The 20,695-nt window shown below is 60.4% G+C and carries 16 protein-coding genes; 8 read left to right on the forward strand and 8 right to left on the reverse strand.

Annotated elements, in window-relative coordinates; all coding sequences use genetic code 11:
- Positions 1-2: 2 nt before the first annotated feature.
- Positions 3-914 carry a universal stress protein gene (locus JIO00_RS11850; protein ID WP_169857433.1) on the forward strand — a complete coding sequence of 304 codons (912 nt, stop codon included), beginning with the start codon at positions 3-5 and terminating at the stop codon, positions 912-914.
- Here JIO00_RS11850 and JIO00_RS11855 read toward each other — a convergent pair.
- Together JIO00_RS11855 and fnr are read right to left on the reverse strand one after the other, a co-directional pair.
- Positions 904-1,887 (reverse strand): zinc-dependent alcohol dehydrogenase family protein, encoded by a 984-nt coding sequence (locus JIO00_RS11855; protein ID WP_200668291.1) that lies wholly within the window; start codon positions 1,885-1,887, stop codon positions 904-906. The genes JIO00_RS11850 and JIO00_RS11855 overlap by 11 nt on opposite strands.
- Before the next feature lie 23 nt (positions 1,888-1,910).
- The gene (fnr, locus tag JIO00_RS11860) at positions 1,911-2,654 is read right to left on the reverse strand and encodes a fumarate/nitrate reduction transcriptional regulator Fnr (protein WP_200668292.1); all 744 of its coding nucleotides are present in this window, start codon (positions 2,652-2,654) and stop codon (positions 1,911-1,913) included.
- Between the two features lie 251 nt (positions 2,655-2,905).
- On the opposite strand from fnr, the gene JIO00_RS11865 reads away from it, so the two are divergent.
- Both JIO00_RS11865 and JIO00_RS11870 read left to right on the forward strand, forming a co-directional pair.
- Positions 2,906-5,278, forward strand: a complete 2,373-nt coding sequence (locus JIO00_RS11865) for a phosphoketolase family protein (RefSeq protein WP_200668293.1) — start codon at positions 2,906-2,908, stop codon at positions 5,276-5,278.
- 52 nt (positions 5,279-5,330) lie between these two features.
- On the forward strand, positions 5,331-6,215 hold the full coding sequence (locus tag JIO00_RS11870; protein ID WP_200668294.1) for a universal stress protein: 885 nt from the start codon (positions 5,331-5,333) through the stop codon (positions 6,213-6,215).
- A gap of 33 nt (positions 6,216-6,248) precedes the next feature.
- Here JIO00_RS11870 and JIO00_RS11875 read toward each other — a convergent pair whose 3' ends face one another.
- Together JIO00_RS11875 and ftsH are read right to left on the reverse strand one after the other, a co-directional pair.
- Positions 6,249-6,674 (reverse strand): potassium channel family protein, encoded by a 426-nt coding sequence (locus JIO00_RS11875; RefSeq protein ID WP_010459314.1) that lies wholly within the window; start codon positions 6,672-6,674, stop codon positions 6,249-6,251.
- Between the two features lie 9 nt (positions 6,675-6,683).
- Positions 6,684-8,528, reverse strand: a complete 1,845-nt coding sequence (gene ftsH / locus JIO00_RS11880; protein ID WP_154504306.1) for an ATP-dependent zinc metalloprotease FtsH — start codon at positions 8,526-8,528, stop codon at positions 6,684-6,686.
- A 303-nt stretch (positions 8,529-8,831) separates the two neighbouring features.
- Between ftsH and JIO00_RS11885 the strand changes: the two genes are divergently transcribed.
- Together JIO00_RS11885 and JIO00_RS11890 are read left to right on the forward strand one after the other, a co-directional pair.
- Complete coding sequence (locus tag JIO00_RS11885) at positions 8,832-9,752, forward strand: universal stress protein (protein ID WP_200668295.1); 921 nt, start codon at positions 8,832-8,834, stop codon at positions 9,750-9,752.
- A gap of 96 nt (positions 9,753-9,848) precedes the next feature.
- Entirely contained in the window at positions 9,849-11,237 is a 1,389-nt protein-coding gene (locus JIO00_RS11890; RefSeq protein ID WP_234452949.1) for an MBL fold metallo-hydrolase RNA specificity domain-containing protein, read from the forward strand.
- A gap of 53 nt (positions 11,238-11,290) precedes the next feature.
- On the opposite strand, the gene JIO00_RS11895 is transcribed toward JIO00_RS11890, so the two are convergent.
- From JIO00_RS11895 to JIO00_RS11905, 3 genes are all read right to left on the reverse strand, one after another.
- On the reverse strand, positions 11,291-11,833 hold the full coding sequence (locus JIO00_RS11895; RefSeq protein ID WP_200668298.1) for an Hsp20/alpha crystallin family protein: 543 nt from the start codon (positions 11,831-11,833) through the stop codon (positions 11,291-11,293).
- Between the two features lie 84 nt (positions 11,834-11,917).
- Positions 11,918-13,411 (reverse strand): arginine-ornithine antiporter, encoded by a 1,494-nt coding sequence (arcD, locus tag JIO00_RS11900; RefSeq protein ID WP_077749859.1) that lies wholly within the window; start codon positions 13,409-13,411, stop codon positions 11,918-11,920.
- 205 nt (positions 13,412-13,616) lie between these two features.
- Positions 13,617-14,684: an ArsO family NAD(P)H-dependent flavin-containing monooxygenase gene (locus JIO00_RS11905; protein WP_200668300.1), complete on the reverse strand. Its 1,068-nt coding sequence runs from the start codon at positions 14,682-14,684 to the stop codon at positions 13,617-13,619.
- Positions 14,685-14,894: 210 nt separating this feature from the next.
- Here JIO00_RS11905 and JIO00_RS11910 point away from each other — a divergent pair, with 210 nt between their 5' ends.
- The gene (locus JIO00_RS11910) at positions 14,895-17,735 is read left to right on the forward strand and encodes a cation-translocating P-type ATPase (RefSeq protein WP_234452950.1); all 2,841 of its coding nucleotides are present in this window, start codon (positions 14,895-14,897) and stop codon (positions 17,733-17,735) included.
- Between the two features lie 66 nt (positions 17,736-17,801).
- Positions 17,802-18,254 carry a hypothetical protein gene (locus JIO00_RS11915; protein WP_200668302.1) on the forward strand — a complete coding sequence of 151 codons (453 nt, stop codon included), beginning with the start codon at positions 17,802-17,804 and terminating at the stop codon, positions 18,252-18,254.
- 48 nt (positions 18,255-18,302) lie between these two features.
- On the opposite strand, the gene JIO00_RS11920 is transcribed toward JIO00_RS11915, so the two are convergent.
- Positions 18,303-19,667, reverse strand: a complete 1,365-nt coding sequence (locus JIO00_RS11920) for an erythromycin esterase family protein (protein ID WP_200668303.1) — start codon at positions 19,665-19,667, stop codon at positions 18,303-18,305.
- A 337-nt stretch (positions 19,668-20,004) separates the two neighbouring features.
- Between JIO00_RS11920 and JIO00_RS11925 the strand changes: the two genes are divergently transcribed.
- Entirely contained in the window at positions 20,005-20,664 is a 660-nt protein-coding gene (locus JIO00_RS11925; RefSeq protein ID WP_200668304.1) for a c-type cytochrome, read from the forward strand.
- Positions 20,665-20,695: the final 31 nt, after the last annotated feature.

Genomic DNA, 20,695 nt, shown 5'->3' on the forward strand with positions numbered 1-20,695 from the left:
TGATGGGCCAATATCAACGTTTGTTGCTGATCGCCGACCAAACCCTGCATCAGTCCCCCGCCATGTTGCGGGCCGTCGCGCTGGCCAGGGCGAGCGGGGCCGAACTGGCGGTGCGGGCCTTTGTCGAGCCGGCGCCGGTGGTGCATGTGTGGGAAGACAAAATCGACGACGCACGCTATCAGGGCTATTTGCGCCGCTACCGTCGCTGGGCCGCCGATGAAGTCGAACGGCTCAATGAGATGGGGCTGGAAGCAACGGTCGAGGTGGTGTTCACCACCCATCCGCTGCTGGATATTCTGCGGACGGTCGAAGACTTCAAGCCGGATCTGCTGATCAAGGATGTCACCTTCGAACCGTTGCTCAAACGGGTGTTCATCACACCGCTCGATTGTCACTTGCTGCGCGAGTGCTCGGTGCCCGTGCACTTGGTCAACCAGGCGCGTTACGGCTTGCCGCACCGGGTCGTGGCGGCGGTGGACCCGTTCGACCCGTCGACGCAAATCAATGGCTTGAATGACACGATCATCCAGACCGCGAACGCCCTGGCCCTGCAATGCGACGCTCCGCTGCACCTGCTTTACGCCTACGACTTGTCACCGGCGTTCAACGGCGATGCGCCGTTGGCCAGCGGTGGCTGGGACGTGGATTTAATCGAGGAACTGCGCCAATCCTTGCACCAGGCCTTTGTCGCCCTGGCGGATCGCTACGGTGTACCGCCAGAGCGGCGGCATTTCGTGATGGGCCTGCCCGTGCCGGTGATCAGTGAATTCGTCGAGCACTACCTGGCGGATGTGGTGGTGATGGGCACGGAGCACAGAGTGGGGATCGACCGGTTGATCGGCAGTAACACCGAGCGGGCGCTGTACTCGGTGCCGGGCAGCATTCTGGCCGTCAGGTCAAACGTCAGGGGGTGAGCACGATGGCACCCTTGAACTGCCCGGCCCGCAAACAGGCGAGCGCCTGGTTGGCGTCTTCCAGGGCAAAACGGGTGACGTCGCAATGCACAGGCGTGTGTTGCAGTTCTTCGAAAAACGCGGTGCCGTCTTCACGGGTCAGGTTGGCCACCGAGCGCACGCTGCGTTCGCCCCACAGCAGCCGATAAGGGAACGAGGGAATGTCGCTCATGTGAATACCGGCGCAAATCACGCAGCCGCCCTTGGCAGTGACGGCCAGTGCCAGCGGCACCAGCGCACCGACGGGGGCGAAAATCAGGCTGGCATCGAGCAGGTGCGGCGGAGGCTGGTCCGATGGACCGGCCCACTCGGCGCCCAGTGACCGGGCATAGGCCTGGCCTTCGCTGTCCTCAGGTCGAGTGAAGGCCGATACCCGTTGACCCCGGCCCCGCGCCACCTGAATCGCCAGATGCGCGGCGGCCCCGAAGCCATAAAGGCCCAGGTGCCGAGCGCCCTTGGCCATTTGCAACGCGCGAAAGCCGATCAGCCCGGCACACAGCAATGGCGCGGCCTGGAGGTCCGAGAGCACCTCGGGAATAGGGAAACAGAAACGCTGGTCGGCCACGGTGTACTCGGCATAACCGCCGTCCAGGTGACAACCGGTGAACTGCGCGTGGTCGCAAAGGTTTTCCCGGCCCGAAGTACAGAACGCGCATTCACCGCAGGTCCAGCCCAGCCACGGAACGCCGACCCGCCGGCCGATCCAGTCGGGCGCGACCTCGCTGCCCACCGCCGTGACTTCGCCGACGATTTCATGGCCGGGTACCCGTGGCAGCACGGCTTGCGGCAATTCACCGTCCACCAGGTGCAGGTCGGTGCGGCACACGCCGCAGGCGAGCACTTTAAGCAGCAATTGATGTGGGCCAGGTATCGGGATGGGACGTTCTTGCAATTGCAACGGTTGGCCGGGGACAGACAGAACCATGGCGCGCATGACAAAGCTCCAGGCGGGCGAAATCAGCGAGGTTGGCGATGACAGCCGGCAATCATTTGCTTGAGCCCTTCCATGTCCAGGATCTTGACGTCGCGGCCGGCGATTTCCACCAGCCCCTGGTCCCGCAGGTGCGCAATGCCCCGGCAAATGGTTTCCAGGCGTAGCCCAAGATAGGAGCCGATTTCTTCGCGACGCATTTTCAGCACGAACTCCTTGGATGAATAGCCACGGATGCTGAACCGTTGGGACAGGTTCAGCAAAAAAGCCGCCAGGCGCTCATCAGAGTTCATGTTGCCCATCAACATCAGCATGCTGTGATCGCGCACGATTTCGCGGCTCAGCAGCCGGTTGAGGTTGTGCTGCAACGACGGCAGGGTTTGCGCCAGTTTTTCCAGCTGCGCAAAGTGAATGGGGCAGACTTCGCTGTCCTCCAGGGCAAACGCCGTGCAAGCGTGCTCATCGGCACTGATGGCGTCCAGACCGAGCATTTCGCCGGGTATGTGAAAACCGGTGACTTGTTCACGGCCATCAACGGACACCACACAGGTCTTGAATGAACCGATACGCACTGCGTAAAGCGAACGCAAAGGGTCACCGGTGCGGTACAGCGCGGCGCCCTTTTTGACCTTGAAGCGTTGCACGATCAGCGTATCGAGCCGTTCGACCTCCTCTCCGGTCATGCCAATGGGAAGACACAACTCCAACACACTGCAGCTGGAACACGCAGACTTGAGGTGATGAACTTGCAGCGGACGAATTTCAGGCATGAGAGGAACGCCGTCTGGGAGTCGTTTAAGCATAGTTGGTGAGCCATCGGGGGGAGGGTTCATTCGAATGTTTGACGGGGTAATCGACGAACGGGGAAAACCGTCCCTTACGGTTTGATTTTCATGGCATTTCAACGCCCTTCAACTTGAGCGCCGACGGTAATACTTGATGTAAATCAAGTCTTGAGCGTTCCAGACTCCCAGAATTGGTCAAGGATTGCCGGCCGGTCGGATCTTTTAAGGAGAACTTCATGAGCGATTTCCTCAGTGATGAGCAACTGGTGGGGCTGGACGCCTATTGGCGGGCATCCAATTACCTGGCCGTCGGGCAGATCTACCTCAAGGACAACCCGCTGCTGCACCAGCCTTTGACCCTGGCGCACATCAAGCCGCGTTTGCTCGGTCACTGGGGCACAACGCCGGGGCTGAACCTGATCTATACGCACCTCAACCGGCTGATCAAACAGTACGACTTGAACATGCTGTTCGTCGCAGGCCCTGGTCACGGCGGCCCCGCCGTGGTGGCTCAGACCTATCTGGAAGGCACCTATACCGAGTGTTATCCCTCGGTGGAGCGCGACACCAACGGCCTGGTTCGTCTTTTCCGGCAGTTTTCCTGGCCTTACGGAATCTCCAGCCATGTGTCGGCGCAGATTCCGGGCTCGATCCATGAAGGCGGCGAACTCGGTTACAGCCTGGCCCACGCCTATGGCGCGGCGTTCGATAATCCCGATTTGATCGTCGCCTGCGTGATTGGCGACGGTGAAGCCGAAACCGGCACGCTGGCGGCGAGCTGGCACTCCAACAAGTTTCTCAACCCGGCGCGTGACGGGGCGGTATTGCCGATCCTGCACCTCAATGGTTACAAAATCGCGAACCCCACGGTGCTGGCCAGAATCAGCGAGGATGAGCTGTCGGCCCTGATGTATGGCTATGGCTACGACCCGTATTTCGTTGAAGGTGATGAGCCGGCGCAGGTGCATCAGGCCCTGGCCCAAACGCTGGACACGATGGTGCTGAAAATCCGCGAGATTCAGCGCGAAGCACGCCAGCCTCGGTCATCGGAGGCGCCAGAGCGGCCGCTTTGGCCGATGTTGGTGTTGCGCACCCCCAAAGGCTGGACCGGGCCGAAATTCGTCGATGGCCATCGTGTCGAAGGCACCTGCCGTGCGCATCAGGTGCCCTTGGCCGATTTCCAGCAACCGATCCATCTGCGGCAACTGGAGGAATGGCTCCACAGTTACCGTCCCGATGAGCTATTTGATGCCAATGGCGCGTTGTTGCCCGACATCGCGGCGCTGGCACCGACGGGGCATCGGCGCATGAGTGCCAATCCCCATGGCAACGGCGGCGCGTTGTTGCGACCGCTGGACCTGCCGCGATTTGCCGACTACGCGGTGAAACTCGAGGCTCCCGGCAGCCTGCGCGCCGAGGCCACGCGCGTCTTGGGCACGTTTTTGCGCGACGTGATGAAAAACAGCCTGGCCTCGAACAACTTTCGCCTGTTCGGCCCGGATGAAACCGCCTCGAACCGGCTGGACGCGGTCTATGAGGTCAGCGCCAAGACATGGATGGCGCCATTGGAGGCGGACGACAACCATTTGGCCGCCGATGGCCGGGTCATGGAAATCCTCAGCGAACAGGTGTGCGAGGGCTGGCTCGAAGGCTATCTGCTGACCGGGCGACATGGCCTGCTGTCCTGTTACGAGGCGTTCATCCATATCGTCGATTCGATGGTCAATCAGCACGCCAAATGGCTGAAAACCGCCAGCGAAGTGCCGTGGCGCAAACCGATTGCTTCGCTCAATTATTTGCTGACCTCCCATGTCTGGCGTCAGGACCATAACGGCTTCTCTCATCAGGACCCCGGGTTCATCGATCTGGTGGCGAACAAAAAATCGGACGTGGTGCGCATCTACCTGCCGCCCGACGCCAATTGCCTGTTGTCGGTGGCTGACCATTGCCTCAAGAGCTGCAATTACATCAACGTCATCGTCGCCGGCAAACAACCGGAATGGCAGTGGCTGGACATCGATGCCGCCATTTGCCATTGCCAGGCCGGCATTGGTCGCTGGGGGTGGGCCAGCCAGAACGATGACGACCCCGACGTGGTCATGGCCTGCGCCGGTGACGTGCCGACCCTCGAAACCCTGGCCGCCGTAACGCTGTTGCGCGAGTACGTGCCGGACTTGCGGGTGAGGGTGGTCAATGTGGTCGACTTGATGGTGTTGCAGCCGTCCTATCAGCATCCCCACGGGATGTCGGACTCGGCGTTTGATGAGCTGTTCACCGTCGACAAACCGGTGATTTTCGCCTTCCACGGTTATCCCGCGCTGATCCACCGCCTGCTCTACAAACGCACCAATCATGACAATTTCCACGTCCGGGGCTTCAAGGAGGAGGGCGCGACCACCACCCCGTTCGACATGGCGGTAATCAACAATCTGGATCGGTATCAACTGGCGCTGGACGTCGTCGAGCGGGTGCCGCGGCTGCGCGATCAACTGCAAACCGAGCGGTCGCGCTACTGGTCGACGATGGAGCGGCACAAGCTCTACCTCATCGAGCACGGGCAAGACATGCCCGAGGTGCTGAACTGGCAATGGACGCCGGCAAATCCCTGAGTCTTGCCGCGCCGCGGTGCGTGTCGAATGTTCACCTGACGGGAGTCACATCATGAGCCAGTATCAACGCTTATTACTCATCATCAACCCGGCCCTGCGCCATTCCCCGGCGATCAAACACGCGGCGGCATTGGCCAGGGCCAGCGGCGCGAGCCTGCATATCGCCGCTTTCATTCCTTCGTTCAAATTGTTGTCGCTGCTGGAGGAAGGTGATCGGGAACAGGCCCGTCAGCGCTACCTGCAAGACCATCGTGATTGGCTCCAGGTGCAGGCCGAGACGCTGCGTTGCGAGGGCATCGATGCGACCACGGAGGTGGCCTGGGCCGAGGATATGGAGCAAGACATCCTCGATCATGTCACGGAAATGCAGCCCGACCTGTTGATCAAGCAGGTGCAGCACGAGTCTGCGCTCAAGCGCGCCTTTTTCACTCCGCTGGATTGGTACTTGCTGCGCCACTGTCCGATGCCGGTGTATCTGGTGGGCGGGCGCGGCGACGGCTGGCCGCGCAAGATCGTGGCCGCGGTGGAAGTGTCCGACACCGAACTCCCCGACAATACGCTGAACGACCGCATCATCAGGCAGGCCAACAGCCTGGCCATCCAGTGCGATGCCGAATTGCATTTGCTGTACGCCTGTGACATTTCGGCGGCCTTTCTGGCGGACATGGATGGATTGACCCTGGCGGACCTGACCAAAGCACTGCGCAAGGACCTGCAGCAAGCCTTCGTGAAACTCGCCGGCCAATACGGTGTGCCTGCGGATCGTCGTCACCTGGTGTCCGGCCATCCGGTCAAGGCGTTGAGTGAATTTGCCCACGAACACGAGGTGGATGTGATCGTGATGGGCAAGGTCCAGTCCTCCGGCGTCGACAAGCTCCTGGGCAGCACCACCGAGCACATTTTGTATCAGGTGCCGTGCAACGTGCTTGCGGTCTAGAGGCCCCGGGAGGGCTGCGTGCCTTCGGGCCGGCTATTTGCGCTTCCAGTACTTCTGCATTTCAAGAAACAGGAAGGACGCCGTCCAGGTGATGAGTACCAGACCGGTCAAGGCTTGCAGGCCGGTCAGGTATTTGAGGTTGCCCACCGGTGAAATATCGCCGAAGCCGATGGTCGTGTAGGTGGTGAAGGAAAAGTACACGCAGTCCATGAATGAGCCATCGAAGTTACCCGTCAAGGTGCCCCATTCGCCGGAACGCACCATCAGGTAATAGACCAGTGCGAAGCACCAGACTTCTGTTGCGTGGGCAAACAGGGCTCCGAATACCCCGACGACGATCCTGAAGCGGCTCCAGAGTCTCAGGCGGGGCAGCCAGTCGTTCAGGCGTAACAGGCATTCGTAGTGGATGACCACGACGATGATCACCACCAGTGTATTGATCAGCGTGACTGCCAGCATGGCGAACCTCTAGCGATCGCGCAGTGTCACGGCGAGGGGGAGTGTCAGGACCGGCTTCATGGGCTGAAGCGGGGGGAACTCTTCAGGGGTCAAGGTTTCTTTCTCCAGCAAGAGACGGGCCCCGGCGTCCAGATCGGTGCGGCGGCTCTGCAGCAACGCCTTGGCCCGGGTATAGGCTTCGTCGAGCAGGGCACGGATGCCCAGGTCGATCTCCCTGGCGGTTTGTTCCGAGTAGTCTTTCTCACTGACGCCCTGCATACCTTCGCCAAGGTAGGTGGCCGTTTTTCGCTCCAGCACCGCCAGACCCAGTTCGGCGCTCATGCCAAACCGGGTGAGCAATTGACGAGCAATATCGGTGGCGCGGGCCAGGTCGTCGGCCGCGCCGGTGGAGATCTGGCCATAAGCAAGGAATTCGGCGGCTCGACCGGCCATCAGCACGGCAATCCGGTCCTTGAGCATCTGGCAGCTGATGAGGAAGTGATCTTCAGTGGGGCGCTGCAGTGTATAGCCCAGCGAGCCAATGGCCCGGGGCACAATCGAGACTTTATGCACGGGGTCCATGGCCGGCAGACTGCTGGCGGCCAGGGCATGCCCCATCTCGTGATAGGCCACCACCTGACGCTCGTCGGCACGCAACACGCTGCTCTTGCGCTCGACCCCGGCGACAATGCGTTCCACCGCTGCGGTGAAGTCTGCAAGATTGACCGCATCAGCGCCGCGGCGCGTAGCGACGATGGCCGCTTCGTTGACCAGGTTGGCCAGGTCAGCGCCCGTGAAGCCCGTGGTGATGTCGGCAATCTGCTCGCTATCCAGCGTGGGTTCCACGACGATTTTTTGAAGATGAACCTTGAGGATGGCCTGACGGCCTTTGCGGTCTGGGCGATCGATCAGCAGCTGGCGATCGATCCGACCCGCTCGCAGCAGGGCGGGGTCGAGAATTTCCGGGCGATTGGTCGCGGCAAGTAGAACGACGCCTTCACGCGGGTCGAATCCGTCCAGTTCGGCAAGTAATTGATTGAGGGTTTGTTCTTTTTCATCATTGCCGCCAAATGCACCGACGCCACGCATTTTGCCCAAGGCATCCAGTTCGTCGATGAAAATGATACAGGGCGCCGCTTCCCGAGCCTGTTCGAACAAGTCGTGCACGCGGGCGGCGCCGACGCCGACGAACATTTCGACGAACTCAGACCCCGAGATCGAGAAGAACGGCACACCGGCTTCACCCGCGATCGCTTTAGCCACCAGCGTCTTGCCAGTGCCGGGCGGGCCGACCAGCAACGTACCCTTGGGAATGTGCGCACCCAGGCGTGAGTATTTGGCCTTGTCCTTGAGGAATGAAACGATTTCCACCAGTTCGGCCTTGGCTTCATCGATGCCGGCGACATCGGCGAAGGTCACCCCGGTATCGCGCTGGACGAACACTTTGGCGCGGGACTTGCCAATGCTCATCAGCCCGCCCATGCCTTGTTTTTCCGCCAGCCCGCGAAACAGGAAATGCCAGACCACCATAATCAGCACAAAGGGCAACAGCCAGCCCAGCAGGCCGCTCAGGAAAGTATTTTCATTGATGCCGGTAAAGCCGACACCTGAATGCGCGAGGTCGCTCGCCAGTGCTGGATCGACCCGCACCGTCGAGAACTGCAGGCGTCCGTCGATGGGCTCTTGAAGCTTGCCGCTGATCTGGTCTTTCTCGATCCGCAAATCGCTGACTTTCTGTTCGCTCAGCAGTTGCAGGAACTGACTGTACGGAATGCTCTGCACCACACGCCGTTCGATAAACAAAAACTGAACGAGGGTCAGCACGACAAACGCGATGGCGAAGTAAGACAGGTTCCATTGGTGGGTTTTTTTCATGGACGTGGCTCAGAGAAGGGGCCGCGGCGGGGATGGCGCAACCGTGAGTCTGGTCAGTGTTTTCTACGCCTGAGCGACAAAAAATCATTGAGTTAAATCAACAATGCTTCTGTGCGCCCGAAGTCGATGGGGACGCCCGCCGAAAGCCTTCCATTAGTTGACAAAGATCAGAGCCACCACGGGATAACGCCTGATACTCAAACAACAGCTTTCCAGCCGCCATCAGCCTGTAGAGCTGCACAAACGCCGACAGGAATCGGGTTTGCGGTAAGGCAATAGGTCGATCCCAGGACGAGGTAGGTGATGCTGAATATCAAACGTATCTTATTGATTGCCCCTTCCGAGATGGTCCGCACCCCGGCATTCGACCGCGCACATGCACTGGCCTGTGCCACCGGTGCCTTGCTGCACATCGTTGCCTTCGACTATGTGCAGGTGCTGGCCGTTGCCGGACTGTTTGACCACGATGCGATGGCTCAGGCGCGGGAAGGCTATTTGCAAGTGCACCGTCACTGGCTGGAGCAGCAGGCCCGGTTCCAGCGGTGCATCGGGTTGCAAGTGACCACTGAAGTGGTCTGGGCCAAATCCAGCCGGGCGAACGTGCTTGAGTACGTCAACGATTTCCATCCGGACCTGGTGATCAAGGACACCCACCATGTACCGGCACTCGACCGCGCGTTCCATCGGCCACTGGACTGGCTGTTGCTGCGCGACTGCCCGTCCCATTTGCATTTGGTCACCGAGGCCAGGAATCCCAAGCCGTTGAACATTCTTGCGGTCATCGATCTGTCCCATCTGGAGGAACTGACGCAGGGTCTCAACGACCGGATTCTCGACCTGGCCTCGACGCTGGCGGCCTCCTGTGGCTCAACCTTGCAACTGCTCAACGTCAGCAGCTGGTCGGTGGTGGGCGACGCAACGATGAGTGTGCCGACGCTGAGTCTGAATGACAGCCTCAGAGATGCGGTCAACGATGCCCAGGAAGAGGCCTTCGAGGCGCTTGCCGAACGCTATGGCATCGACAGACAACACCGACACCTGCTGACCGGCATTCCGCACAAAGTCATCGGGCTGTTCGCCAAACGGCACGCATTCGACATGGTGGTGCTGGGGACGGCCTATAGCCATGGGGTTGACCGGTTCATCGGCAGTACCGCCGAGAGCGTATTGAACCGCGCACCGTGCAGTTTGATATTCGTCAAGCCACGCCCCTGGCTCGACTGAACGGCCACCCGTTGCGCCACAGTTGATAAAAATCAACTGCCCTTGAGCCGAAAGGAGCGATCAATAGCGCTTCCATGAATGTTCAAGGAGACGGCCATGCGAATGACATTTCTTGGTGCTGCGGGCACCGTCACGGGCAGCAAGTACTTGCTGGAGCATCGCGATCAACATGTGCTGATCGATTGCGGATTGTTCCAGGGCTACAAGCAACTGCGCTTGCACAACTGGGACCCTTTCCAGCTGCCGGTTCGCGACCTCCAGGCCATCGTGCTGACCCATGCCCATCTGGATCACAGCGGCTACTTGCCGGTGCTGGCGCGCAATGGTTATCGCGGCCCGGTGTATGCCACGCCCGCCACCTGTGAACTGGTCAAAATCCTGCTGCGAGACAGTGGTCGCTTGCAGGAAGAAGAGGCCGAATTCGCCAATCGACACGGCTTTTCCAAACACACCCCGGCCTTGCCGCTTTATACCGAGCAGGACGCCGAACGCGCACTGAAGCTGTTGCATCCGGTTGAGTTGCATCACCGGGTCACGATTGTTCCGGGGCTCAGTATTCTGTTGCGCGGGGCCGGGCATATCCTGGGCGCCGCGACCGTTGAAATCGTCGCCGATGGCATCACGCTGGTGTGTTCCGGGGACCTGGGGCGGCCGAACGATCCGTTGATGTTCGCCCCGGAAACCATCGAACAGACCGATTACCTGCTCATAGAGTCGACCTACGGTGACCGTCGGCACCCTGTAGAGTCGCCGGAGAAGCAACTGGCCGAGGTCATCACCCGCACCGCGCTGCGCCATGGCATCACCCTGGTGCCCTCGTTTGCGGTCGGGCGAGCACAGTTGTTGATGTATCACTTGTACCGACTCAAACAGCAGCACGCGATCCCGGACCTGCCGATCTACCTCAACAGCCCCATGGCGACGGATGTCACGCGCTTGTATCAGCGTTTTCGCAGTGAGCACCGGTTGTCGCTGGAGGACTGCGAAGGCATGTGCCAGGGCACGCATTTTGTGCGGGCAACCCGTGACTCGATCGAGCTGGATCAGCAACGCACCCCGGCGGTGATCATCGCCGCCAGCGGCATGGCGACCGGAGGACGGGTGCTGCACCACCTCAAGGCGCTGGCGCCCAATCCGCTCAATACCCTGCTGATCCCGGGCTTTCAGGCCGGCGGCACCCGCGGTGCGCAGATCATCGCCGGTGCGCCTTCGGTGCGTATCCACGGCAAGGAGGTGCCAATCCGGGCCGAGGTGGTGCCGATGGAAACCCTGTCGGCGCACGCTGACGCCGACGAGATCATCGAGTGGTTGCGCGGGTTCAAGCGGCCGCCGAAACACACCTATGTGGTGCACGGCGAGCCCAATGCCTCGGATGTCTTGCGCCGGCGCATCAGCCTGGAGCTGGGTTGGTCGGTGTCGGTGCCGGAGTACCGTGACAGCGTCGAGCTCACGCCCATCGATCCATCTTCAAGTTCATCGTCCTGATAAAAAAGCCCCCTGGCCGGTTTTCCGGCCAGGGGGCGAGGGCTGCTCGGGACTTACTCGCCCTTGATCGGCACGACTTTGTCCGCTTTCATCGCGTCAGGCTTTTTCGGCAGCGAGATGCTCAGCACGCCTTTGCTGAAACTCGCGTCGATCTTCTCGGCATCGACGCCTTTGGGCAAGCTGAACACCCGTTCGAAGGAGCCGTAATGGCGCTCACTGAGGTGATAGCCTTTGCGTTTTTCCTCCTTGTCTTCTTTCTTTTCCCCTTTGATGATCAGGCTGCCGTTGGACAGTTTGATCTCAATGTTTTTCTGATCCATGCCGGGCAGTTCGGCGGTGATTTCGTAGCTTTTGTCTTTCTCGGTGATGTCCACGGCCGGCAGGCTGGGGACCGTCAACTCCTGCGACCATAAAGGCTCGACATCGAACAGCCCACGACTGAAGGGGGATAGCCCCCGGCCGTGACCAAAGTCCGAGAACAGTTGATCGACCTGCTGCCGGAGTTTTTCCAGAGGTCTCCAAAGGTCTGTCGTGGCGGAGAGCTGACTCCCTTTGTCCTCAGTCTTTATCGGCATTTTTTTCACGGAATTGCTCATTTTCAATACTCCTCTTGGGATTGAAGGGTGGACTGAACATCCCTCGCTACACTCCACCCGGAAAACACTCAGCAGGCCTTTGCGTTACAAGGCCAGCGTCCCGGACCACAGCATCCACCCGGCAAAGGCGGCCGCCGTCCAGATGATGATTAACAGCCCGGTTTCAGGGCCGCTGAGCGGTTGGCCCTGGCGAGACTTCATCGTGACCAGGTAAATCAACGAGCCGGGGGCGTAAAGCAACGCGCTGAGCAGCATGTATTTAGGCCCGGCGGCATACAGCAGCCATGTGCAATACAGCGTGGCGACCAGGGCGATGGCCATGTCGCGCAGTTGCAGGCCCCTGTGACCGGCGTAGGTCTGGCCCTGCCAGGTCAATTTCAGCGCGTACAGACCGCTGAACAGGTACGGCAGCAGAATCATCGACGTGGCCAGGGAAATCAGCGCGAGGTAAGTGGCGCTCGAATACAGCGTCAGCAACAGGAACAGTTGAATGCAGCCGTTGGTGATCCACAGCGCATGGGCCGGCACGCCTTGGGTGTTCTCCACGGCGAGTGTCCCCGGCATGACGTTTTCCTTGGCCGGTGTGAACACTGATTCGGCTGCCAGCAGCGTCCAGGCGAGCAGGGCACCGCCCACCGAAATAATCAAGCCGATGCTGATCAGCACCGCGCCCCATGGCCCGGCCGCCGCCTCAAGCACGCCAGCCATCGACGGGTTTTTCAGCGCCGCCAGTTCTGGCTGTCTGAGAATGCCCAGCGACAACAGGGACACCGCGATCAGCAGCAACAGGGTGATGACAAAACCGATGACCGTGGCACGGCCGACGTTGGCCCGTTCTGCGGCTCGGGCGGAAAACACGTTGGCGCCCTCGATCCCGATGAACACCCACACGGTGACCAGCATGGTGCTTTTGACTTGATCAAGCGTGCTGCCCAGTGCCGACGAGCCCCAGAAGTCGACCGAGAAGGTTTCTTTCTGAAAGGCCGCGATCACCAGGCCGATAAACAGCAGCAACGGCACAATTTTGGCGATCGTCGTCAACGCGTTGGCCCGCGCCGCGGTGCGCATGCCCCTGAGGATCATCCAGTGCAACGACCACAGCACCACGGACGCCCCGGCAATGGCCGCTTTGTTATTGCCTTCACCAAACAGCGGGAAGAAGTAGCTCAACGCCGCGAACAGAATCACCAGGTAACTGACGTTGCCGATCCAGGCGCTGATCCAGTAGCCCCAGGCGGAATTGAAGCCGAGGAATTCGCCGCCCAGGGCGCGGGCATAGGCAAACACGCCGTTGTCCAAGGCCGGCTGGCGGTTGGACAAGGTCTGGTAGACCAGGGCCAGGGACAGCATGCCCACGCCGGTAATCAGCCAGCCAATCAGAATCGCCCCGGCTCCGGCACTGGCCGCCATGTTCTGCGGCAGACTGAAAATACCGCTGCCGATCATCGAACCGACCACCAGCGCGATCAGCAAACTCAGGGAAAGTCGTTTGGGCTCGACCTTTCGCAAGCTGCCCGCCAACGGATGGGGGACCGTCGGTGGGATAATCGGTTGAGTGCCTTGCAGTTGGGTAGCCATGTCAGCCTCCACGAGACGAGACGAGAGTTCTCTGCACTCACCGCGAATGCGCTGGTGCGAATACTGGCTCTAAATGTCGGCGTGAACGGGCTGCCCGTCTTTGATTTAAGTCAGAGACAGGGGAAACAGTTTTGCCGGCGTCGGCGAGTTATTGACGAAGGACCCTGGGGGGATGAATCGCCCCATCGCGGCGATCACCCTGGATTCAATGTTCGGTTAAAAATCTGTCGATTTCTTCCACGGTGCTGCGTGCTGTGCGCGTGACGCCAATCAGTGTCGCGGAAGCGGCGCCGGTCCAGTCGCCATAGCCCACCAGCCACAAGCGCGGCTCTTGAATGGAATGCGTGCCTTCGACGGCCACGCGCCCATCGGCGGTGCACACGCCCAGTGATCCCAGATAGCCGAGGGCAGGGCGGAAGCCGGTGCACCAGATCACCGCGTCGACCGGCGTTTGCGAGCCATCGGCCCACTCCACGCCGGTGTCGGTAAAGCGCAGAAACGGCCGAACCGCGTGCAATACACCGCGCTCCCGGGCTTCGACGACGGGCGGCACCATCACGATATCGCCCAAGCCACCGACCGGTTGTTCAATGACGGTGCCGGCGAGTTGGGCTTTCCAGCGTTCGGTGGCGCGTTCGAACAGCACTCGGCCATCGACGTCATCGGCGAGAAACTGTGGCGGCTGCGGCGTGACCCAGGTGGCGTCGGCCACTTGCGAGACTTCAGCGAGGATCTGGGCACCGGAGTTGCCGCCGCCCACCACCAGGACTTTTTTGCCGGCAAACGGCCTGGCGTCGACGTAGTGGGCCGAATGCACTTGCTGGCCGGTAAAGGTTTCACTGCCGGGGTAGTGAGGCAGGAAGGGATGGCGCCAGGTGCCCGTCGCGCTAACCACCGCGCGGGCCAGCCAGCTAAGGCTATCGGTCTTGACGAGCAGCCGATTATCCCGGCGTTCAATAGCGTTCACCCAATAGGGCCGCGCGGTAGGGAATTGGTAGCGTTGCTCATACTCGCGCAGGTAATCGAGGACGTTGTCGCGGCTTGGGTAGCCGTCCGTGACCGGCGGCATCATCCAGCCGGCGATGGAGCTCCAGGTCGAGGGTGAAAACAGTCGCAGGGAATGCCAGCCGTGCCGCCAGGCGCCGCCCGGCCCGGCTTCGGCATCAATAATCACAAACGAACGCCCTGTTCGGCGCAGAAAGTAAGCCACGGCGAGTGCGGACTGGCCACCGCCGATAATTGCGACGTCCACTTCGGTGGGGGTAGAAGGCATGGCGAATCCTCAGGGCGCAAAGTCACGCCAAGATACCCGATGCAGATCGGCTATTTGTTGATGTTGCTCAAGCGATTAAAGCAGCGGCTGATTAAGGGAATGCTGCACAACGCACTCAACCGGTTATCGTCACCTATCATTTCGGTGCATTCGCGTTCGTTACGCTATCAATGGATCAACGGCGCACGCTCCGTTGTAAAAGGGGATCAAATGAATCGCGCAGTTGAGAGTGGTAAACGCCGTATCGTTTCTCCCCACCTCGAAGACGTCGAAACGCTTGTCCGCGAGCTGGACGCTGATCTGCGCGTGGGCTTGTCCAGCGCGCAAGCCCAGGCCCGTCTGAGTCGTGACGGACCCAATGAGTTACGGACCCAACCGGTCAAGCCCGCCTGGCATTATCTTCTGCGGCAGTTTCAAGATCCGCTGGTGTACCTGCTGCTTGTCGCGGTGGGCATCACCCTGGCCACCTGGTTGCTGATGGACCGTCAGGAATGGCCGGTCGATGCGTTGGTGATCACGCTGATCGTGCTGGCTAATGCGTTGCTCGGTTTTTTCCAGGAAACCCGCTCACAGCGAGCTGTTGCGGCGTTGGCCAACCTGACCCAGACCTCTTCTTCCGTCATCCGCGACGGGGCCCTGACGCGAATCCCCAGTCAGCAACTGGTGATCGGTGACCTGCTGGTGTTATCCGAGGGCGATTCGGTGGGCGCCGATGCTCGCCTCATCCAGGCCAATGAATTGCGCGTGCTGGAAGCGTCACTGACCGGAGAGAGTGAAGCGGTGTCGAAAAATACCGCGTGTTCAAGCACCGAGGTGCCTTTGGCAGAGCGCGCCAATATGATTTTCAAGGGCACAGCCATCGCCCAGGGGACGGGAGTCGGCGTGGTCACGGCGGTCGGTATGGCGACTGAAGTCGGGGCCATCGCTCATCTGCTGGATGTCACGCCCGAAGAGGTCACACCTCTGCAAAAGGAAGTGCGCGCCATAGGGCGGATGCTCGGCATTGCGGTTCTGGTGATCGCTACGGTGGTCGTCGTGGCCGTGCTGATGCTCACTGACATTCAGACGGTCGACGACGTGCTGCGGGTTTTGCTGCTGGGTGTGTCCCTGGCGGTGGCGGCGGTGCCAGAGGGGCTGCCTGCCGTTCTGTCACTGGTGCTCGCCTTCGGCATGCTGCGCATGGCGCGCAGCAAAGCCATCATCAAGCGACTGTCTTCAGTGGAGACCCTGGGGTCTGCATCGGTCATCTGTACCGACAAGACCGGCACGCTGACCCGTTCCGAAATGACCATCCAGCAAACCATGACTGCGTCGGGTAAAGGAGTGGTCAGCGGTGTCGGCTACGCCCCGCAAGGGCAGATTCATCACCAGGACCTGCCCTTGAGTGGGGGGCCGGTGCACAGCGAAAACGTGCTGTTATTGCGCGGCGGCAGCCTGGCTGGCAATGCCGTGCTGGCGCAGCAGGAAGACGGCACCTGGGTGGTTCAAGGTGATCCGACCGAGGGTGCCTTTCTGGTGGCGGAGCGCAAGCTTGATGCGCCGGCACGCAGCGTGAACCGCTTCGAGCGTGTGGCTGAAATACCCTTTACCTCTGATCGAAAAATGATGTCGGCCCTGGTCATCGATCATGAGCACAACGACGAGCGGCTGCTGATCAGCAAGGGCGCGCCCGATGTGCTCCTCCAGCATTGCACACAAGTCCAGGTCGGCATGGATGTCGTGCCACTCACCGACGACCTGCGTGCAAAAGCCGTGGCTGATGTGAATGAGTTGTCGGGCGTGGGATTGCGCACGCTTTCCGTGGCGTACCGTCCCTTGGCCGCTGGCGAGGAGGTCACGAGCGGTGAACCCCTTGAGGCCGGCCTTGTTTTCATCGGTACGGTCGGTATCAGTGACCCGCCGCGTGAAGAAGTCGCGCCGGCCATTGCCGAAGCCCATCGGGCAGGCATCCGCATCATTATGATCACCGGTGACCATCCGCGAACGGCTGCGCGCATCGCCGAGGATCTGGGCATCATCCAGGCCGGTGCCGGGGCGTTGACCGGGGCGGATCTGGATAAGCTGGACGATGCGGCCCTGGCCGAGGCGGTCCGGTCGACCTCGGTCTATGCCCGTGTGGCGCCCTCGCATAAGTTGCGGATTGTCGATGCGCTGCAAGCGCAGGGGCATGTGGTGGCGATGACCGGCGATGGTGTGAATGACGCTCCGGCACTGAAGTCAGCCGACATCGGCATTGCCATGGGCATTACCGGAACGGAGGTGACCAAGCAGGCGGGAAAAATGATCCTGGCCGATGATAACTTCGCGACCATCGTATTGGCCGTGCGTGAAGGCCGCGGGATTCTGGACAATATCCGCAAGTTTCTTCGTTACTTGCTGTCTTCCAATATGGGCGAGGTGCTGACGGTGTTTCTCGCCGTTGTGGGGGCCAGCGTCATCGGCCTGGTGGATGAGAACGGCGGGATCATCCTGCCGCTGCTGGCCACGCAGATTCTGTGGATCAACCTGATCACGGATGCGGCACCGGCCATCGCCATGGGCCTTGATCCGCATAGCGAGGATGTCATGACACGCAGCCCGCGCAAGCCTTCCGACCGAATCATCGACACACGCATGTGGGTGGGGGTGTTCGAGGTGGGGCTGGTCATGGCATTGGCGAGTTTGTTAACGGTCGACTGGATGCTGCCGGGAGGGTTGATACCGGGGGATGCGTCGCTGGAGGAAGCACGCACGGGCGCTTTTACCGTCCTTGTATTGGCGCAGCTATTTAACGCGTTGAACGCGCGCTCTGAATCAACCAGTGCGTTTATCGGCCTGTTCGCCAATCGATGGCTCTGGGGCGCCATCGTCCTGGCCATGGTCTTGCAGATTGCAGTGGTGCACTGGGCGCCACTCAACAAGGCGTTCGGCACGAGTGCATTGACGCTCAGCCAGTGGGGTCTTTGTCTGGCAATGGCGAGCCTGGTCTTCTGGTTCAGCGAGCTGCGCAAGCTGTGCAGGCATTGGCACCGTGCAAGACGAGAAGACAGGACACAACTGCACTCAAGTTGATCAAGATCAAACGGCATTTGCTGATCGGCGTCATTGTTTTGATAAACATGGGCGAGAGATACGGTCATGACAGACAACAAACTCGTCAGCAGCGGGGTTCACGTGACCCAAGGCAGAGGGACGGCACTCGGGCACTTCCGCTGGCCGGGTCCCCGTTCCTGGAAACGTGAGGCAACCTTCCTGGTGGCGATCCTGATGGGGCTGACGGCGGGATACTTTACGGTGTCTCATTTCGCCTCCCAGGCGGCGCAAGACTTGGCAGACAGGTGCACAGCGCGTTTTGAGATCGAGCTTGAGAATGCCGACATCGATTCCCTCACAAGAGCCCTGCCTCGGTCATTGTGTGAATGTCTGGCGAATTCGCTCCTCGACAAAAACGGCATTGCGCGGATGGCGATGGTCAACTGGCGCCTGCTTGATCCGTTGGCTCTTGAGCCGGTGACGGAAAAGGATGAGGACAGTTGCATCAACGCGCTGTGGGTGCCCAGTGTTGAATTGGCCAAGCGCCTGAGCATTTGAAGAAGGGGCACCTCGCAGGGGAGCCGCTTTCATCGATCTTGCTGCGCCTCACAAACCAAACGGAAAGGTCTCGTCCTCCGGTTCGATCGCCTGGCCTTTCGGCAGCGCCAGTGCGGTCACGGGGCGGGTCTGTTCGATCCAGATCATTGCGTCAAACTGGTCGGCCAGCGCCGCCTCGAAGTAATGGCTGCGACGCTCGGTTTCAGGACGATAAATCACGCCGATGGCCCGCTCCAGCAATGGCTTGCTCAGGACGCGACGCAGTTCTTTGCGGCGCGGGTCTCGCCAGTCGGTCAACGACGCTGGAATGCCGGCTTTGAAAAACTGATGCTCCCAGCTGTCCGGGTGCGAGGGCCTGATGTCCTTGATGAGCAGGTCGCCGTCCCAGTCATCGGCCGCCGCCACCTGGCCCCGGTCGGTGCTCATGCCAATCAGCACGACCTCGCGACCATAGGCACTGCGGCATAGATGACCGATATTGAACTGGCCCTTCCAGCCCATTTCGGTGGCGGCCGCATTGCCGATATGGGAGTTGTGCGCCCAGACCACGGCTTTGGCGTGGGGCCCCCGATGCTCAAGCAGCCGCTGCAGGGTGTCGAACATATGCCGGTCGCGCAGATTCCACGAGGCCGTCGAGCCTCGATAAATCGCGCGGTAGTATTGCTCCGCTGCCTGCACCACCCGGGCGTTTTGCGCCGCATTGAAGAACCCTTCATCATCCCGCACGAGCCCGGCCAGTTGTTTGGCCAGCATGGCGTTGAGTTGCTCGACCACCGGCTGTTCGCAGGGCATCAGGCCGCCGCGTTCGACGAAGTGACCGTACAGCGCCGGATCATCCTGCCACGGCGTCAGGCAGCCATAACGCCGCCGTGCTTCGTGGGCCAACTGCGGGTCGACCTGGTCCAGGTAGCGCAGCACTTCATGAATGGAGTTGCGCAAGCTGTAAATGTCGAGGCCCCGGAATTCGACACGACGTTCAGGGGCGAGTGAGTGATTGAATTGATGCAGCCAGTGGACGAATGACCTCACCTCGGCATTGCGCCACATCCAGGTCGGAAAACGGCTGAAAATGTGACGCTTCCACGCCGAACGGGCCAGGCCCCGGACGTAATGGTCGACTTGGCCGGCGTCCGGCCAGTCGGCTTCCACCGCCACAATGTTGAACCCGTGGTGTTCAATCAGCCTTTGGGTGATCGCTGCCCGGGTTTCATAGAAGTCGCGGGTGCCATGGCTGGCCTCACCGATCATGACGACACGGGCATCGGCGTAGCGATCGAACATTTCACCAAAGGTCGATGAGTCCCGCGTCGGCAGGGGTTCTGCGTATTGACGCAGGAGCGGTGCGATGGTGGCCACATCGATGTGCCGAGGAGAGCCATCCCTGTCCGGCGAGTCGTGGGAGGGGGTGTTCATGACGGTTATCCCCTTGAGTCAGGTCACTGCCACAGGCCTGGCGCGCGTCTTCCATCAGATGCTCTATCGTCTGGTGGGTATTCCAACACCTCGATTCAGACAAATGATTGAGTTTGATCAACAAAGGGGGCAATGCCTTGAGCGATGGTGTTTGAGACAGCGTTCCCGGCACACGGGATATAAGGCGAAGCGATGGCCTTTAGTTCGAATCAGGCTGAACGGTTCGTTGTCATTGACCTGTAACGGGCGGCCTCTGGCTAAGCTCAATTCAGAGGGTCACTCCGACAGCCTCAAGGTGTGACGGGCGTGTATTGATCGTCGAATCGAGGGTGAGACCATGGAAGCCTGTGACAAGAAGCGTACTCCCCGCCAATCACATCGTTTACTTGCCATGTGCATCGTGACGTTGATGGGCTGCACGAGTAGCAACGAGCAGACCTCGCAAGACGCGTCAGCCATGTCCGGTGTCGCCATGGTGGATCAGATCTGCTCCTTGTGTCATGGCTTGACGGGGGAGTCCGCCTCACCGATGTTTCCCAAGCTGGCCGGGCAGCAAAAAGAGTACCTGAAGCTGCAACTGGGCGACTTCAAGCGGCATCTGCGCAGCGATACATCCGGGGCTCAGTACATGCGCGGGTTTGATCATTTGACCGAGACCCAGATCACCGAACTGGCCGATTATTTTTCACGTCAAAGTCCAATGAAGGCGGATGCCGACAGCGCCGATGCCCGGGGTGAATCCATCTTTGGCAATGGCATTCCCGAGTCCGGCGTCGCTCGGTGCGGTTCGTGTCACGGTGCTGGCGGGGAGGGCAATGGCCGGATTCCCCGGGTGGCAGGTCAACATGCGGAGTATGCGATTCGCCAGATCAAGGTGCTGCAGCAGACGGAGCAGCGTCCCCGTGACGACTCGATGAAGTCGTCGAATCATTCACTGTCTGAGGCGGACACCGAATCTGTCGCTCGTTACATGGCGACACTCGGCGCCAAACCATAATGATCTTTGAGACTCAGTGATGAACCTCACG

The sequence above is a fragment of the Pseudomonas sp. SW-3 genome (assembly GCF_016615645.1).
Lineage (GTDB): Bacteria > Pseudomonadota > Gammaproteobacteria > Pseudomonadales > Pseudomonadaceae > Aquipseudomonas > Aquipseudomonas mandelii.